We start from the raw sequence: 17,217 nt of genomic DNA on the forward strand, positions 1-17,217 counted from the left end.
TACGTTTTGATGGATGGCTAGGGCTTTAATAGGCCACTAGTGTTACCAGCCAAGTGAAAACATGGTTTCCAGGTCATGCCGGGAGTGTACCTGCATGGCATTCAGCGTTTCGGTATCGCTGATCCCTTCTACCGCGTTAAGGCGCTCGGTCACCAGCTCTGCCAAGCTCTCAAAATCACGGGTACGGGCAATCGCCACCAGGTCGTAGCGGCCGCAAGTGGAGTACACTTCACTGATGCCTTCCACATCGGCTAGGCGTTCAGCGACGGCTTTGACTTGGCCTTTTTCGGTATTGATCAAGATCACTGCGTTTTGCATGGCATCCTCGTCCATCATGTTTTGTGGGTGTCACATTACGGGGCGAGTATAGCAGCCTGCTTGGTGCGGCCAAACGCTGCCTATACAGCGCGGTTGATTGTCGCGCTCTTCACAGGGTTATTCGCACTAACTTTGCACATGCGCTAGCATGTACTTCAGACCTCCGATTTATAAGTTTTGTCGGAGTATTAAGAGGTGGATGACCACCCGATCACCGTAGCAAAACGTCAGACCGTGACGATAAGGAGACACCATGGCTAATCAGAGCCGTCGTAAGTTCATGCGTAACAGCGTGCTAGGCCTCACCGCCCTGCCGTTTGGTGCTGGAATCCTGTCGAAGACCGCTTTTGCCCAGGAACTGCCGCGCCTAGACCCCTCCTCGCCTACTGCCCAGGCACTCAACTATGTTGAAGTTGCCAGCGAAGCCAGCGACCACCCTGCCTATGAAGAGGGAGAACTCTGCTCCAACTGCATGTTCTTCAATGCAGAGACAGAGGGTTGCCAACTCTTCCCGGAAAACAGCGTTGCACCGGAAGGCTGGTGCCAATCGTGGACGGCCAAGGCGTAACGGCCAAAGCATTACTGTCATTTCAGTTACTATCGCTTCCTTCATGCGATAGCCGACGACCCCGCCTTGAGCGGGGTCACTGGTTTTAACCGGCCTCTTTACTTTCCCCTTCTACTGGCCAGCGGTAGCGGCGGGTTACTTTGCCCTCTTCCATGGATACCAAGTGCACAGGGAAACCCCATAGCTGCTGTAAATGGCGAATCACCGGATAAACGCTTCTACCCAGCGGCCGACGGTTATCCTGGACATGGTGCAGGGTCAACGAGCGGTCTCCGCGAATGGCGGCTTCCACCACCTGGATATTAGGCTCGCGTACAGACAGCGCATATTGGCTAGCCAACGCCTCGCGTACCCGCCGGTAGCCACGCTCATCGTGGATAGCGGCAACTTCCAGCATTTCGGCCTGGTCATCATCGACGATTAAAAACAGCTTTAGGTCGCGGATCACTTTGGGCGACAAGAACTGCTGGATGAAGGACTCATCCTTGAAGTTACGCATTGCGAATTCCAGGGTTTCCCGCCAGGGGCTGCCCGCGATATCGGGAAACCATTCGCGGTCTTCAGCCGTTGGCGCTTCGCAAATCCGTTTGATATCCATAAAGATAGCGAACCCTAACGCGTAGGGGTTCAGGCCACTGTAATAAGGACTATCAAAGCCTGGCTGGTTAATGACCGCCGCATGGGATTGGAGAAACTCCAGCATTAGCCCTTCATCTACTTTGCCCTCATCGTAAAGCCGGTTCATCAGCGTGTAGTGCCAAAAGCAGGCCCACCCTTCGTTCATGACCTGGGTTTGCCGCTGCGGGTAGAAGTACTGGGCCAGTTTACGCACAATACGCACGATTTCGCGCTGCCAGGGAGCCAGCAGCGGCGCATTCTTCTCGATAAAGTAGAGCAGGTTTTCTTGGGGTTCCGAAGGGTAGCGGCCGCCGTGATGCAGCCCAAGCGGGTCATCCTCATTGTGACGGCTGCCCGGCAGCGACTCCATGCCAGTGGGCGGCTCTGGAATGGTGCGCCACAGCATATTTACCTGGGTTTGCAGGTACGCCTCGCGCTCATCCTGGCGCTTGGCTTCCTCCTCGGCCGAGATGGGCGACGGCCGCTTGTAGCGGTCCACGCCGTAGTTTTGCAGCGCGTGGCAGGCATCCAGCAGCTGCTCGACGGCGTGCACGCCGTGGCGCTCTTCGCACTGGGCAATGTATTTACGGGCAAACACAAGGTAATCGACAATAGATTCCGCGTCGGTCCAGGTACGGAAGAGGTAGTTGCCCTTGAAAAAAGAGTTATGGCCGTAGCAGGCGTGGGCAATCACCAGCACCTGCATCATCAAGGTATTCTCCTCCATCAGATAGGCAATACAGGGGTTGGAGTTGATCACCAGCTCATAGGCGAGCCCCATTTGTCCCCGTTTATAGGCCTGCTCCACGGCAAGAAACTGCTTCCCGAACGACCAGTGATGGTAGCCCACCGGCATTCCGACACTGGCATAGGCGTCCATCATCTGCTCGGTGGTAATCACCTCGATTTGGTTGGGATAGGTATCCAGCCGATACTCATCGGCGAGCCTGGCAAGCTCCTCGTCAAAACGCTCCAGAATGCTGAAATTCCAGTCGGAACCGGTCGCTATGGGCTTGCGGGTTACACTCATGGCGCACTCCTCAACTCGCACTACCGCTCTTGGCTCAAGCGGCGCTTAAACAGCTCACGAAAGACAGGGTAAATATCGCCGGCCTCGACAATCTGGCGCATGGCAAACCGCTCGGGAAACTGGGCGGCTACCGCTTCGTACTCATGCCATAGCGACTGATGGTCATGGGGGGTAATCTCCACATAGGCGTAGTACTGCAGCTGTGGCATTAGCTGTTTTACCAGCAGGTCGCGGCACACATTGGAGTCGTCGTCCCAGTTGTCACCGTCGGAAGCCTGGGCCACATAGAGGTTCCATTGCCCGGCGGGGTAGCGCTTCTCAATGATTTTCTTAACCAGGTTCAGCGCGCTGGAGACGATGGTGCCGCCGGTTTCCCGGGAGTAGAAAAACTCCTCCTCGTTCACCTCGCGCGCTGCCGTGTGGTGGCGCACAAATACCAGCTCCACTTTCTCGTAGTGCTTTTCTAAAAAGAGGTAAAGAAGTAAGAAAAAGCGTTTGGCGATGTCTTTATGGTTTTGTGTCATGGAGCCTGAAACATCCATCACGCAAAACATCACCGCTTGGCTGGAGGGTTGCGGCTGGGCGGCAAGCTGGTGGTAGCGCAAGTCGTAAGTATCAATAAACGGAATGGCTTCGATGCGTTTCTCCAAGCGCTCGATCTCTGCTTTCAGCTCCACGATACGCGCCGGATTGCGTAGCACCGGGTCTTTGCGCTCCTCCGCCGCTAGCGCCTCCTGGGCCTCTTTCAGCGCCCGTTTGATCGGCGCGCGCATGGCGATGCGCCGTGCATAGGCTTCGCGCATCGAGCGGGTAATGCTAATGCGTGAAGGTACGCCATCCCGGGCTAATCCGGCACGCACCATTTTGACCTCTTCCAGGGACTTGAGCGGCTTACGTTGTAAGTGGGGCAGCTCCAAGCCATCGAAGACAAACTCCAAAAACTCTTCACGGGTAAGGGTAAAGGCAAACTCATCGTTGCCCTCCCCTTGGTTGGAGGCACCACCCTCTCCCGCACCGCCGCCTCCCCCTTGGCCGCTGGGGCGGCGGATTTTATCCCCCTGGAGAAACTCTTTATTGCCCGGCGATACGATATTGCGCGCCCCGCCCGGGCCGTGCTGGAACACCGGCTCGGAGATATCCTTGGTGGGGATCGAGATTTTCTCGCCCCGTTCCATATCGGTGATGGAGCGGCGGTTCACCGCCTCCTCCACCGAGCGCTTGATATGATTACGGTAACGCTCAAGAAAGCGCTGCCGATTGACCGCGCTTTTGTGCTTAGCGTTAGGTCTGCGATCAATAAAGTAGGTCATTCGACCTCCTTAACACCCCGATCTTAAGCGCTTGGCTACAGCGCTATGGTGTGCGGGCCTAACCACGGCCCGCTACTGGGACTTACGCACGCGCAGATACCACTCCGACAACAGCCGCACCTGTTTCTCGGTATAGCCGCGGTCCACCATGCGTGCCACGAAGTCTTCGTGCTTTTTCTGATCCGACTTCGACGCCTTGGCGTTGAAGGAGATCACCGGCAGCAGCTCTTCGGTATTGGCAAACATCTTGTGCTCAATCACCCCTTTTAGCTTCTCATAGGACTGCCAGCTGGGGTTCATGCCGTTGTTTTGCGCCCGGGCACGCAGCACAAAGTTCACCACTTCATGGCGGAAGTCTTTCGGGTTGGAGATACCTGCCGGCTTCTCGATCTTCTCAAGCTCCTCGTTCAGCGACTGGCGATTAAGCAGCTCGCCGGTTTCGGGGTCGCGGTACTCCTGATCTTGGATCCAGAAGTCGGCATAGGTCACATAGCGATCGAAGATGTTCTGGCCGTATTCGCTGTAGGACTCCAAGTAGGCGGTCTGGATCTCCTTGCCGATAAAGTCCACATAGCGCGGCGCCAGAAACTCCTTGATAAAGCCAAGGTAGCGTTCGAACACTTCCGAGGGCAGCTGCTCGCGCTCTAGCGCCTGCTCCAACACGTAGAGCAGATGCACGGGGTTGGCGGCAACTTCGGTACTGTCGAAGTTGAACACTTTGGAGAGAATTTTGAAGGCAAAACGGGTAGATAGCCCCTGCATACCTTCATCAACCCCCGCCGCGTCGCGGTACTCTTGAATTGATTTGGCGCGCGGGTCGGTGTCTTTCAGGTTCTCCCCGTCATACACCCGCATCTTGGAGTAGATACTGGAGTTCTCCGGCACTTTAAGCCGCGATAGCACCGAGAACTGCGCCAGCATACGCAGCGTATCCGGCGCGCAGGGGGCATCGCTCAGCGAGGAGTCTTCCAGCAGCTTTTGATAGATTTTGATCTCTTCGGAGACCCGCAGGCAGTAAGGCACCTTGACGATATAGACCCGGTCCAGGAACGCCTCGTTGTTACGATTATTGCGGAATGCCTGCCACTCGGACTCGTTGGAGTGGGCCAGAATGACCCCATCAAAGGGAATCGCGCCCATGCCCTCCGTGGGGTTGTAGTTACCCTCCTGGGTGGCGGTGAGCAGCGGGTGTAGCACCTTAATCGGTGCTTTAAACATTTCCACGAACTCCATCAGCCCCTGGTTGGCGCGGCACAGCCCACCTGAGAAGCTGTAGGCATCCGGGTCATCCTGGGAGTAAAGCTCCAACTGGCGGATATCCACTTTACCTACCAGCGAGGAGATATCCTGGTTGTTCTCATCCCCCGGTTCGGTTTTGGAAATAGCGATCTGGTTTAGCCGCGATGGGTAGAGGCGTACCACCCTAAACTGGGAAATATCGCCACCGTACTCTTTTAAACGTTTAGCCGCCCAGGGCGACATCACGCTGCGCAGGTAGCGGCTTGGAATGCCGTACTCTTTTTCCAGCAGTTCCCCATCCTCCTCGGGGGAGAACAGCCCAAGGGGCGACTCGTACACCGGCGAGCCTTTGATGGCATAGAACGGGATGCGCTCCATCAGCAGCTTCAAGCGCTCGGCCAGCGACGATTTACCGCCGCCGACCGGCCCCAGCAAGTAGAGAATCTGCTTACGCTCCTCCAAACCTTGGGCCGCGTGGCGGAAGTAAGCCACAATCTGCTCGATGGCTTCTTCCATCCCGTGAAATTCGGCGAAGGCGGGATAGCGGCGAATCACCTTATTCGAAAAAATGCGTGATAGACGCGGGTCTTTCGCCGTGTCGATCACTTCAGGCTCGCCTATCGCTTCCAGCATGCGCTCGGCGGCGCTGGCGTACACCTTAGGATCGCGGCGACAAAGCGCCAAGTACTCCTCAAGGCTCATATCCTCTTGCTGAACGCGGGCAAATCGGTCTTGAACGTGATCAAAGATGCTCATGGAACTCTCCTGTGGCCCATCCCCCAGCGCGACCGCCAAGCCAATACCCCAGGCGGCATGCTATTTGAGGTGTCGCTCTATCAGCGTAGTCAGCATTAGCAAAAAGTGATGACTTCACCTTCAACGCAGCGCTGTTAACGTTATGAGCACAAAGGCAGCGGTTTAGTTGCGTTAAATATTGTGATGATCGCGCAACGCAACGCGCCGCCTGGGTAGGCGGCGCGTGGGAGCTCAACGTCGGAGCGGCTTAGCGGCGGTACGGTTTACGCACGCGCATCAAGCACGGCTTTTACATCCGCCAGCAGCTGGTCCAGCAATTCAACGGTAGTATTCCAGGCACACACAAACCGCGCGCCGCCCGCGCCGATAAAGGTATAAAAGGTCCACCCTTTGGCTTTCAACGCTTCGATGGCGTGTGGCGGTAGTTCAACAAAGACGCTATTGGCCTGAGTAGGGAACATCAGCGACACGCCGGGCAGCGCCTGTAGCCCTTCCGATAAGTAGCGCGCCATGGCGTTGGCATGTTCGGCATTGGTTAGCCAGGCACCGCTTTCCAGTAGGCCCAGCCAGGGCGCTGATACGTAGCGCATTTTGGACGCCAGCTGCCCCGCCTGTTTGCAGCGGTAGGAAAAATCCTCCGCCAGCTCGCGATTGAAGAACAGGATCGCCTCGCCAAACGCCAGGCCGTTTTTGGTACCCGAGAAACACAGCGCATCGACGCCCACCTGCCAGGTCAACTCTGCAGGCGAGGCGTTTAGGCTGGCGCAGGCGTTGGCAAACCGCGCCCCATCCATGTGCAGGCGCAGGTCGTGTTTATCCGCCATGGCGCGAATGGCGAGCAGTTCTTCACGGGAGTAAACGGTGCCGACTTCGGTGGCTTGGGTGAGCGAGATCACTTTCGGTTTTGGGTAGTGGATATCGCTGCGCTTAGTGACCAGCGCTTCAATCCCTTGTGGCGTTAACTTGCCGTTCGCCCCCGGCGAGGTCAGCAGCTTAGCACCGTTAGAGAAGAACTCCGGCCCACCGCACTCGTCGGTCTCGATATGCGCCAGCTCGTGGCAAATCACGCTGTGGTAGCTGCGCCCCATCGCGGAGAGTGCCAGTGAGTTGGCTGCAGTGCCGTTGAACACGAAGAACACGTCGCAATCGTAGTCGAACATTTCCCGAAAACGGTCGGCGGCGCGGGCGGTCCAGCGGTCGTTGCCGTAGGCAAGGTCATCCGCCTGGTTGGCTTCGAGTAAGTACTGCATCGCCTCCGGGCAGATACCGGAGGTGTTGTCACTGGCTAAAAATCGTGGGGTACACTCCGAGGGCATGACAGTCGTCCTTTTGTCTGGCGGTCGTGCGGCGCAGGCTGGGTGCCACCCGCGCCTTGATCCCCTAACGCAGCTTAGTGGTTAGGGTGACCCATCAGTCTATCGCCATTTTGCGGTTAACGTCACGCCCTCCACGCGAGTTACAGCGAGGCCGCCAGCCGGGTGCCCTGCTCAATGGCGCGCTTGGCATCCAGCTCGGCGGCTTCATCCGCGCCACCGATCACATGCACGCGGCTGCCCGACTCATTCAGCGGTGCTACCAGGTCGCGCACCGACTCCTGCCCGGCACACACCACGATGCTGTCCACTGCAATCAGCTGCTGCTCCCCATCGCGGCGAATATGCAGGCCCGCATCATCAATACGCACATACTCGCAGCCGGTGAGCGTCTGCACACCGCGCTGCTTTAACGAAGCACGGTGCACCCAGCCGGTGGTTTTGCCCAGGTTTTTACCCGCTTTCGAGCTTTTCCGCTGCAGCATCACAATGCTGCGCGGTGAGCTGGGTGGCTGCGGTACTTTTAGGCCACCTCGCTCGCCTACCGCTAAATCTACGCCCCACTCATCGCACCATGCCGCCACGTCCAGCGTTGGGTGCCCTTCATGGGCCAGCAGCTCGGAGACATCGAAGCCAATGCCACCTGCCCCGATCACCGCCACACGCTGGCCCACCCGCTCGGGCTGCTCAATGGCTTCGGCGTAGCTCAGCACGCTGGGGTGGTCGGCCCCTGGCAGGGCCAGTTCGCGGGGTACCACGCCGGTGGCCAGCACGATCTCGTCAAAACCGGCCAACGCATCCACAGTGGCCTGCGTGTTTAAGCGCACGTCCACGGCGTACTTCTCCAGCATGACCCGGAAGTAGCGTAGGGTTTCGTTAAACTCCTCTTTACCAGGGATTTTACGGGCGTAATTGAACTGCCCTCCCAGCTCGCTGCGCCGCTCAAAGAGCACCACGGAATGCCCACGGCTGGCAGCGGCTACCGCCGTGGCCAGCCCCGCCGGACCACCACCCACCACCGCAACCTGTTTAGGCGTTTGCACAGGCTCCAGGGTGAGCTCGGTTTCGTGGCAGGCGCGGGGGTTGACCAAGCAGGAAGTCAGCTTGCCCATAAAGGTGTGATCCAAGCACGCTTGGTTGCAGGCAATGCAGGTATTGATCTCCTTCTCCAAGCCCGCCTCGGCTTTACGCACCCACTCGGGGTCGGCCAAAAACGGCCGCGCCATCGATACCATATCCGCATGGCCCTCAGCCAATACCCGCTCGGCCACCTCCGGCATATTGATGCGGTTGGTGGTAATCAGTGGAATCGACAGCGCCGCGCGAATGCGCCGGGTGACCTCGGTAAACGCCGCACGGGGCACGCTAGTCACGATGGTCGGCACCCGCGCCTCGTGCCAGCCAATGCCGGTATTAATCACGTTAGCGCCCGCCGCTTCAATCGCCTGACCCAGCTGCACGACCTCCTCCCAGGTGCTTCCCTCTTCCACCAAGTCGATCATCGACAGGCGGAAAATCAGCAGGAAGCGCTCACCCACTGCCTGGCGAATACGTTTGACGATTTCCACCGGAAAACGCATACGCCGCTCAAAGTCACCGCCCCATTCGTCATCGCGCTGGTTGGTGCGGCGGCAAATAAACTGGTTGATTAAATAGCCTTCCGAGCCCATCACCTCGACACCGTCATAACCCGCCTGCTGGGCCAGGGTGGCACAGCGCACGTAGTCGGCAATCTGCTGCTCTACCTCTTCGCTGGAGAGCGCTCGGGGTGTGAACGGGTTGATGGGGGCTTGCAGCGCCGAGGGGGCCACCAGCTCTGGTGAGTAGGCGTAGCGCCCGGCGTGCAAAATTTGCATACACAGGTGCCCACCTTCAGCGTGTACCGCGTCGACAACGTGGCGATGCTCCGCCACCTGCGATTGCTCTGTCAGCGCGTTGGCACCTTGAAATACCGCCCCTTCGGCATTCGGCGCAATGCCACCCGTCACGATCAGACTTACCCCTGCACGGGCGCGCTCTGCATAGAACGCCGCCAAGCGCTCAAAGCCGTTGGGCGCTTCCTCCAGGTTGGTGTGCATAGACCCCATTAATACACGGTTAGGCAGCGTTAAGTGCCCAACGGTCAACGGGCGGAACAGGTGCGGATAAGCTGGCGCATGGTGCATCACGGTGCTCCTTGGCTGTTATTAGGGTGGCTTGCCAGTTAATATTCAAACAAGCGTATGACATAGCGCTCGTAACGTACAGCCCTTTACCGCACTCTAGCCGGGTGTTTTTAATACGCGCCACGTGTCGCCATCTATCTTTTCCCTCTTGCCCATCATGGCAAAGCACGTCACATTAACCGGCTAACGATAAGGGATTGTATTAAGGGAATACGCTATGCCATTGATTTACTTTTTACCCCCGCTGGCCACCGTGCTGATCTGGTCCGGCAATATGACCATTAACCAATTAACCGTGGGTGCCATCGCTCCCAGCAGTATTGCGTTTTTGCGCTGGCTGCTGGCGCTGGCGGTAATGACCCCCTTTGTACTGCCTGCCGTATTGCGCCATAAAGATGAGATTATGCGTAACTGGCCTAAGCTTGCCCTGCTAGGGCTTCTGGGGATGGGCCTTTGGCAAGGGTTGGCCTATGTGGCCGCGGAAACCACCACCGCTACGAATATGGGCATTCTGGCGGCAATGGTGCCGCTACTCACGGTGCTATTGAGCGCTCTGATTTTGAAGGAACCTCCTACTTTAGGCGGTGTCGTAGGCGGCGTGCTCGCCTTTATCGGTGTCACTGTGCTGCTTGGCCGCGGCAATCCGCTCTCCCTACTACAGTTGGAGGTGGCCAAGGGCGATGCGCTAATGGTAGTCGCCGCCACCTGCTACGCCCTTTATGGCGTGATGCTCAAGCGCTGGGCAATGAACCTGCCGCCGTGGGTGATGCTGTATGCCCAGGTGTGCTTTGCCGTGCTGTTCCTACTACCGCCCTACTTAATGGGCCCCATGACACCGGTTGATAGCCACAACATCTGGCTGATTTTATACGCGGGCATTCCCGCTTCGGTGATTACCACGTTTTTGTGGATGCGCGCGGTACGCCAAATCGGCGCCAACCAATCGAGCATCTTTATTAACCTTATGCCGCTATTTAGCGCGCTAATTGCCATGGCGCTACTGGGCGAGCAAGTTGCGGGCTTCCACTTCACCGGCGGACTGTTAATCCTTGCCGGTGTCATCATGGCGCAAACGCTAACCCGCCCGTTGGTGCGTGCCGCTTCGCCGCGTAAAACGCGCAGCGTACAGCAGTGATACAATAGGCTAACTTCATTCGACGACTGGGAACCCCTGAACTATGTCCCTAGAAGAACTGCACCTGAATCTGCGTAACCTGACCTGCGACGACTATGGCCAGTTGAAGTCGCTGATGGACGCGGTGTATCACGACATTGGTGGTGCTTGGCCGAAGCACACTATCGACAAGCTGATCCAGGAGTTTCCCGACGGCCAGATCGCCATTGAAGACGACGGCGTACTGGTGGGCGTCGCCCTCACCGTGCAGGTGGATTACGATGAGTTCTCCAACCCGCACAAATACGATGACTTGATTGGCCACCGCGAAATTATCCTGAACGATCAGGATGGCGATGCCATGTACGGGCTGGATGTGCTGATCCACCCGGACTACCGTGGCTACCGTCTAGGCCGCCGCCTTTATGAAGCACGCAAAGAGCTGTGCCGCTCGCTTAATCTGCGCGCCATTCTGGCAGGCGGGCGGATTCCCGAGTACCACCAGCACGCCAGCGAGCTAACCCCGGCCCAGTACATCGACAAAGTCTCCCGTAAAGAGATTTACGACCCGATTCTGTCGTTCCAGCTTGCCAACGACTTCCAGGTCAAGCGCCTACTACGCAAATACCTGCCGGAAGATGAGCAGTCTCGTGGCTACGCCACTCTGCTTGAGTGGAACAACATTCTGTTCGAGCCAGCAGAGAACGTGCTGGACACGCGCCCCACCCAGGTGCGCGTGGGTGCGGTGCAGTGGCAGATGCGTGAATTTGCCTCGGTGGAAGCCGCGCTGCAGCAGATCGAGTACTTCGTGGATGCGCTCTCCGACTATCAGAGCGACTTTGCCGTTTTCCCCGAGCTGTTCAATGCGCCGCTGATGGGCCTGCAAGACCGCGCCGCCCAGCAGGACCAAATGGGGGCCATTCGCTTCCTGGCGGGCTTTACCGACCGCTTCAAGAGCGAGCTGTCGCGGATGGCGGTCTCTTACAACATCAACATCGTCGGCGGCTCGATGATTGAAGTGGGCGAGGATGACCGGCTTTATAACGTGGCCTATCTGTTCCATCGGGATGGCAGCATTGAAAAACAGTCGAAGCTGCATATCACGCCACAGGAGCGCCGGGACTGGGTCATTGAGGGCGGCGACGATCTCCAGGTCTTCGATACCGATGCCGGTCGCGTCGGCATTCTGATCTGTTACGACGTGGAGTTTCCAGAGCTGGGCCGCCTGCTGGCTGACCAGGATATGGATATTCTGTTTGTACCTTTCTGGACCGACACCAAAAACGGCTACCTGCGGGTACGCCACTGCGCCCAAGCCCGCGCCATTGAAAACGAGTGCTATGTGGTGCTATGCGGTAGTGTCGGCAACCTGCCATCAATCGAGAACCTGGATATCCAGTACGCGCAATCGGCGGTGTTCTCGCCGTCCGACTTTGCCTTCCCCCACGATGCGGTGCTGGCTGAAACCACGCCCAATACCGAGATGATCTTCTTCTCGGACCTGGATTTGACTCGCCTCACCGTGGTACGCGCCGAGGGCTCGGTTACCAACCTTAAAGACCGCCGCAAGGATCTGTTCGATCTACGCTGGCGGGACTGGTCGTGGAAATCCGGGGCTAACCTGGAGGAGTGAGGGGGTAAAACCACTCACGCATTGATGACCGCCACACATATACCGCTCATCGAGCGGTATATTTTTTGACTCACCGCCCTACGCAGCTAGTCAGGCCACACCAAATGGGCAGGCACCCTGCCCTTACTATCAAACACTACCCCTTCATCGCGCAGCTTCTCATGCTGGCGTGCCGCACCGCCGTGGTCGGCTAGTTTAAGCGAGGCGGCAATCACTCGGTGCCAGGGCAGTTGGTGGCCATCGGGCAGGTGGCGCATGGCGGAGCCGACCATACGCGGCGTAGCCCCTTCGGTCATCGCCGCAATACGCCCATAGGTGGTCACCCGACCCGCCGGAATCTGATCCACAATGGTGTAAATCTGTTCAAGCAGTTCCGGGCGCGGCATGGTGGCCTCATGTGCATGATGGCGTTGGTTTAGAGCGCTTCGACGAGCTGATCAATGGCTTGGAAGGCTTCTTTCAGCGCGGCATCGCGGTGGGCGTCGCCCATGTTCAGGCCTTCGGCAAACACCACATCCACATCGCTGATGCCCATCAGGCCTAGCATGGTTTTCAGGTGCGGCGTTTGGCTATCAAACTCGGTGCCTGCGTATTGACCGCCACGGGCGGCCAGAATGATGGCCCGCTTGCCTTCGATTAACCCTTGGGGGCCGTTTTCAGTGTAGCGGAAGGTTTCACCGGCGCGCAGTACGCGGTCGAACCAGGCTTTCAGCTGCGACGGAATACCCAGGTTATACATTGGCACCGCCAGCACCAACACGTCGTTGGCGCGCAGTTCGGCCAGCAGCTCGTCTGAATGGGCAGCCAGCGCTTGCTGCTCGGCGGTGCGCTCTTCGGCAGGGGTTTGCCACGCGCCCAGCTCTTCAATGGCGAGGTGCGGCAGCGCGTTCGCCACGACATCCCGGTGCGTAAGTTCTACACCACCGCGCGCCGCAGCTTGGCTTTTGAAGTGGTCTGCCAACGCATTGGACTGGCCGTTTTCACCAAGGATAGAAGAGGTCACTAGCAGGGCACGAGTTGTCATCAAAAACTCCTTATAAATCAGTGGGAAGGTTGAATGCTATTCTACGGCGCTTTTCGTTAAGCAAAAGCGCAACGTTTTCCGAGTTTCATTCGACAAAATCGAATTATCCTGCCCGCCAAAAGCCCCGCTCGAGCATGGGTTAGCCGCAAGAAAAACCCATTAGCCAGCAGCCTCTGATTAGATAGAAGTTTTCATTAGATAGAGGTTCTATTTAGATAGCAGCCACTAAACACTCCCATACCTCGCCCGCCTCTTTACTTACCTGGCGCTTGCTGGGACGCACCAGCCAGAAGCGCTCGTCGCTAGGAACATCGATATCAAACGGTGCCACCAAATCCTGCCGCTGCTCCAGCAAACGGCGATGGGTTAATGCCACACCGCACCCTTGGCTAGCTAATGCCAGGGTCATCACTTGGTTATCGCAGGTAAGCGGCAGGCATTCGGCCTCTAAATGGGCGACTCCCGCTGCCTGCAGCCAACCTGGCCAGCCCACGCCAAAGCCTACCGCGTGCAGCAGCGTGTGCCCTGCCAGGTCACTGGGCTCGGTTAACTCACGGGCAAGCGACGGGGCACATACGGGCAGCAAATGTTCATCACCCAGCGGCCGCATCTCTAGCCCGCTCCACTCGCCACGGCCATAGCGAATTTCAATGTCCGCCCCTTCCGGGCCAAAGTCGTCGGGCCAGATCGCGCTGACCAAACGCAGCAGGATATGAGGCTTTTGCTGATGCAGCGCCACTAGCCGTGGCGCCAGCCAAGACTGCTGAATGACTGGCGTTGCGCGCAGCGTCACCGGCTTCTCGCTCGTCATCCCAAATACTTCCGAGGTACCCTCGCTAATGCGGGAAAACGCATCGTGGATACTAGGCAGCCACGCCTGCCCCGCAGGCGTCAGGGTGAGGCTACGGGCATGGCGAACAAACAACTTCTGGCCCAGACGATCTTCCAGCAGCCGGATGCGCTGACTGATGGCCGCCTGGGTAACGCCCAACTCGTTACCGGCGGCGGTAAAGCTTAGGGTACGGGCAGCGGACTCAAAGGCTTGCAGCCATAACAGCGGTGGTAATTGGCTCATGAAAAAGCAACCTATAAATTAAACAGGGTCTTTGGGGCCGAATTAATCGTTTGTCACTGCGTAGAGGACTCAGCATCCTAGCAGGCTAACCCAGCAACACGTTATCCACCCACAGCGAGGCTCCTATGACCAGCGCATTAGCGGCGACAAAAAAACGTTCATCCCCTCAAATGAGCGAACTCACGCCCTATGAGCACGGCCCGGCATTAAGCGATGCCACGCTAACCGATAGCGGCCTCGCGCTGTCCTGGCAAGACGGTACGCAAACGGCGCTTCCGCTGCTATGGCTGCGCGACCACTGCGCCTGTGCAGAGTGCCGCCACCCACAAACCCGCGAACGGCTCTACCTGCCTTTAGAAGATATCGAACAAGCGCCTAGCGTTACCCTCGCCGAAGGCCACCTCTACTTGCAGTGGCAGGATGGGCATATCAGCGCCTTTCACAGCGGCTGGCTTTACCAGCGCCGCCCAGAAGCCCCAGTCTTATCAGCGCTGCCCGCGCAACAGCCGTGGCGGGATAACTTCTTTCCCGAGCGCATTCGCCACGCCGACTTCCTCACCCCTGCGGGCGAAAAAGCGTGGCTCACCGCCATGCTACGGGATGGCCTTGCCCTGGTGACAGAGGCACCGTTGGTGGAGGAGGAAGTCAGCCGCCTTGCCGAACGGATTGGCCCCCAGCGGGCAACCAACTTTGGGGCACGCTTCGATGTACGCTCAAAACCCAACCCCAACAATGCGGCCTATACCGCCGTGGGGCTACCGCTGCATATCGACCTGCCCAACTGGCGGCAGCCGCCAGACATTCAACTGCTCTACTGCCTGCAAAATGAAGCCAGCGGCGGTGAATCCCTGTTTGCCGACGGCGCCCGTGTAGTGAAGGCGCTGCGTGAGCAGGACCCAGAGGCGCTCGTCCTTCTCAGCGAAACCCCGATTGATTTCCGCTTTCAGGATGACACCCACGACATCGCCGTAAAAGCCCCAGTGATCACCTTAGATAGCCAGGGTGAGCTGGTGGAGATTCGCCTCAATAACTGGATACGCGACACGCTGCATCTACCTGCAGAGAAAATGGCCGCCTGGTACCGCGCCTACAAGGTGCTGTGGCAGCTGTTCCATAGCCACGCCCACCAGCTTGAGTTCACCCTAGAGCCGGGGCAGATGGTGGCTTTCGATAACCGTCGCGTACTTCACGGTCGCCGTGAATTCGACCCTAATAGCGGCGCGCGCCACCTTCAGGGCACCTATTTAGATCGTGACATGCTGGCATCACGTCTGCGTGTACTCGCCCGCAGGTAATACCGCTATATCATAATAACCCAAGCAAGGAGACCCCATCCCATGACGCTCTCGATCCCACGTTGCCATATCGTTTCTGCTATCACACTGAGCTTGGTAGGTTTGACCGCCCAAGCCGCCGTGGCTGATGACACCACGCTGGACTTCGGCGTTCCGGCATGGCCCGGCATTACCGTCAAAACCGAGATTGCTGAACAGCTACTTAACCCATTGGGCTACGAGACCCGCACCCATGAAATTGGCCTGCAGGTGATCTATCAAGGCATCGAAAGCGGCGACGTTGATGTATTTCTAGGGGCTTGGCTACCCGCCCAGCACGAGATGTTCGAGCCGCGTAAAGCATCCGGTGTACTGGTGGATGTGGCCAACAACGTCGATGGCGCGCAGATGACCCTGGCCGTGCCGGCCTACCTCCACGAGCGCGGCATTCAAAGCTTTGCGGATCTAGATGAACACCGCGAGGAGTTCAACGGCCAAATTCATGGCTTCGGGGCGGGATCAGCGGCGAGCGAAATCCTGCATAACGCAATTGATAACGACACCTGGGGGCTGGGCGACTGGAACCTGGTCGATACCAGCGAAGTGGGGATGCTCTCTGCCGCTCAAGACGCCATTTCCAGAGAAGAGGCCATCGTGTGGGTCGGCTGGACGCCCCACTGGATGAACCTTGAGCTGCCCATGCGCTATCTGGAAGACCCGCAAAACCTGTTCGGTGAGAACAACGGTGAAAGCGACGTACTCACCCTGCTTCGCAGCGACTACGCTGACGCCAACCCTGCTCTGGTCACTTTCTTCGAGCAGTTCAGCTTTACCGCCGACGAGCAGAGCTGGATGATTCAAGCCTTTGGCCAGGAAGAGCGCGACCTAGCCGAGGTAGCCCAGCAGTGGATCAACGACCACCCTGAGCGTGTGGAAGCGATGCTGGCAAACGTCACCACCACCGAGGGCGAGCCCGCTTGGCCCGTCATTGAAGCGCGCCTGCCGTAACGAGCACGTTCACCCCACCGTCGCAGTGGCGTATGCTGTCGCTTTTTTGCAAGGCAGGCGGTGGGAGTGGAATGTCACGGACGTTACTAAAAGGTCTTGGCCTATTAATCGCGCTGGTGATGCTGGGTGTGATGTGGCGCTACCTGCAGCAGCAGGGGCTGCTCACCCAGGCGAATCTCGAAGCGTTGACCACCACCCTTAGCCAGTGGCAGCGAGCGCCATGGATGTTTGCAGCGGTCATCGCCGTGTACACAAGCTCGCTGCTGATTATGTTCCCACTGAGCCTGCTGGTGGTGCTCACCGGCCTGCTATTTGGCCCAGTGTGGGGCTTGGCCTACGCCACCTTGGGCACGCTGAGTTCATCGGTGGTGTCTTACTGGGTGGGCCACTGGCTGGGGCGCGACGCGCTGATGCGCTACGGGGGCCGCCACCTGCGCGGCCTCTCCGGCTACCTCTCCAAACGCGGTATCCGCACCATGACGGTGATTAACCTGCTACCGCTTGCCCCGTTCACGCTGACCAATATGCTTGCGGGGGCGTTTCATCTTAACTTCCGCGACTACATGATTGGCTCCACCCTGGGCATTGTGCCGGGGCTGGCAGCGGTCATTCTGCTCGGCAGCCAGTTGGGTGCGCTGTTTACCGCCGCTTCCAAACAGGAACTGGCAGTGGCGGTGGCAGGCTTAGTGGCGGGCGTGGGCCTGCTTTGGCTGCTTAAGCGCGTGGCTACCGCCCGCACCGCCGCCAGAATCAAACGTGATCACACCTAACG

At 58.2% G+C, this 17,217-nt stretch carries 15 protein-coding genes; 6 read left to right on the top strand and 9 right to left on the bottom strand.

The genetic code is table 11. The features are described from left to right. Window positions 1–42: 42 nt before the first annotated feature. Entirely contained in the window at window positions 43–318 is a 276-nt protein-coding gene (locus LG300_RS10965; protein WP_044628486.1) for an Lrp/AsnC family transcriptional regulator, read from the bottom strand. A 253-nt stretch (window positions 319–571) separates the two neighbouring features. On the opposite strand from LG300_RS10965, the gene LG300_RS10970 reads away from it, so the two are divergent. Then, complete coding sequence (locus tag LG300_RS10970) at window positions 572–886, top strand: high-potential iron-sulfur protein (protein ID WP_404375355.1); 315 nt, start codon at window positions 572–574, stop codon at window positions 884–886. 85 nt (window positions 887–971) lie between these two features. Here the strand turns inward: LG300_RS10970 and LG300_RS10975 are convergent, their stop codons facing one another. The 5 genes from LG300_RS10975 to LG300_RS10995 all read right to left on the bottom strand — a co-directional run bounded on the left by LG300_RS10975 (window position 972) and on the right by LG300_RS10995 (window position 9,317). Further along, entirely contained in the window at window positions 972–2,534 is a 1,563-nt protein-coding gene (locus LG300_RS10975; RefSeq protein ID WP_404375356.1) for a SpoVR family protein, read from the bottom strand. A 20-nt stretch (window positions 2,535–2,554) separates the two neighbouring features. Further along, complete coding sequence (locus LG300_RS10980; RefSeq protein ID WP_404375357.1) at window positions 2,555–3,844, bottom strand: YeaH/YhbH family protein; 1,290 nt, start codon at window positions 3,842–3,844, stop codon at window positions 2,555–2,557. 72 nt (window positions 3,845–3,916) lie between these two features. Beyond that, window positions 3,917–5,839: a PrkA family serine protein kinase gene (locus tag LG300_RS10985; RefSeq protein ID WP_404375358.1), complete on the bottom strand. Its 1,923-nt coding sequence runs from the start codon at window positions 5,837–5,839 to the stop codon at window positions 3,917–3,919. 263 nt (window positions 5,840–6,102) lie between these two features. Further along, window positions 6,103–7,155, bottom strand: a complete 1,053-nt coding sequence (locus tag LG300_RS10990) for a threonine aldolase family protein (RefSeq protein ID WP_404375359.1) — start codon at window positions 7,153–7,155, stop codon at window positions 6,103–6,105. A gap of 140 nt (window positions 7,156–7,295) precedes the next feature. Then, window positions 7,296–9,317, bottom strand: a complete 2,022-nt coding sequence (locus LG300_RS10995; RefSeq protein ID WP_404375360.1) for an FAD-dependent oxidoreductase — start codon at window positions 9,315–9,317, stop codon at window positions 7,296–7,298. Window positions 9,318–9,534: 217 nt separating this feature from the next. On the opposite strand from LG300_RS10995, the gene LG300_RS11000 reads away from it, so the two are divergent. After that, window positions 9,535–10,452 (top strand): DMT family transporter, encoded by a 918-nt coding sequence (locus LG300_RS11000; RefSeq protein ID WP_404375361.1) that lies wholly within the window; start codon window positions 9,535–9,537, stop codon window positions 10,450–10,452. Window positions 10,453–10,495: 43 nt separating this feature from the next. Beyond that, window positions 10,496–12,064, top strand: a complete 1,569-nt coding sequence (locus LG300_RS11005) for a GNAT family N-acetyltransferase (protein WP_404375362.1) — start codon at window positions 10,496–10,498, stop codon at window positions 12,062–12,064. Between the two features lie 86 nt (window positions 12,065–12,150). On the opposite strand, the gene LG300_RS11010 is transcribed toward LG300_RS11005, so the two are convergent. The 3 genes from LG300_RS11010 to LG300_RS11020 form a co-directional block, all read right to left on the bottom strand. Beyond that, window positions 12,151–12,450 (bottom strand): MGMT family protein, encoded by a 300-nt coding sequence (locus tag LG300_RS11010; RefSeq protein ID WP_404375363.1) that lies wholly within the window; start codon window positions 12,448–12,450, stop codon window positions 12,151–12,153. Between the two features lie 29 nt (window positions 12,451–12,479). After that, a complete protein-coding gene (locus tag LG300_RS11015; RefSeq protein WP_404375364.1) occupies window positions 12,480–13,088 on the bottom strand; it encodes an FMN-dependent NADH-azoreductase in 609 nt (202 codons plus the stop codon). Window positions 13,089–13,299: 211 nt separating this feature from the next. Next, a complete protein-coding gene (locus tag LG300_RS11020; RefSeq protein WP_404375365.1) occupies window positions 13,300–14,163 on the bottom strand; it encodes a LysR substrate-binding domain-containing protein in 864 nt (287 codons plus the stop codon). A 125-nt stretch (window positions 14,164–14,288) separates the two neighbouring features. On the opposite strand from LG300_RS11020, the gene LG300_RS11025 reads away from it, so the two are divergent. The 3 genes from LG300_RS11025 (at window position 14,289) to LG300_RS11035 (ending at window position 17,215) form a co-directional block, all read left to right on the top strand. Then, on the top strand, window positions 14,289–15,458 hold the full coding sequence (locus LG300_RS11025; protein WP_404375367.1) for a TauD/TfdA family dioxygenase: 1,170 nt from the start codon (window positions 14,289–14,291) through the stop codon (window positions 15,456–15,458). A gap of 42 nt (window positions 15,459–15,500) precedes the next feature. After that, window positions 15,501–16,445, top strand: a complete 945-nt coding sequence (locus LG300_RS11030) for an ABC transporter substrate-binding protein (RefSeq protein ID WP_404375368.1) — start codon at window positions 15,501–15,503, stop codon at window positions 16,443–16,445. Window positions 16,446–16,516: 71 nt separating this feature from the next. Next, on the top strand, window positions 16,517–17,215 hold the full coding sequence (locus LG300_RS11035; RefSeq protein ID WP_404375369.1) for a TVP38/TMEM64 family protein: 699 nt from the start codon (window positions 16,517–16,519) through the stop codon (window positions 17,213–17,215). The last annotated feature ends 2 nt before the right edge of the window (window positions 17,216–17,217 follow it).

Origin of the sequence: Vreelandella aquamarina, assembly GCF_044805175.1 — a bacterium.
Classification (GTDB): Bacteria; Pseudomonadota; Gammaproteobacteria; order Pseudomonadales; family Halomonadaceae; genus Vreelandella; species Vreelandella aquamarina_B.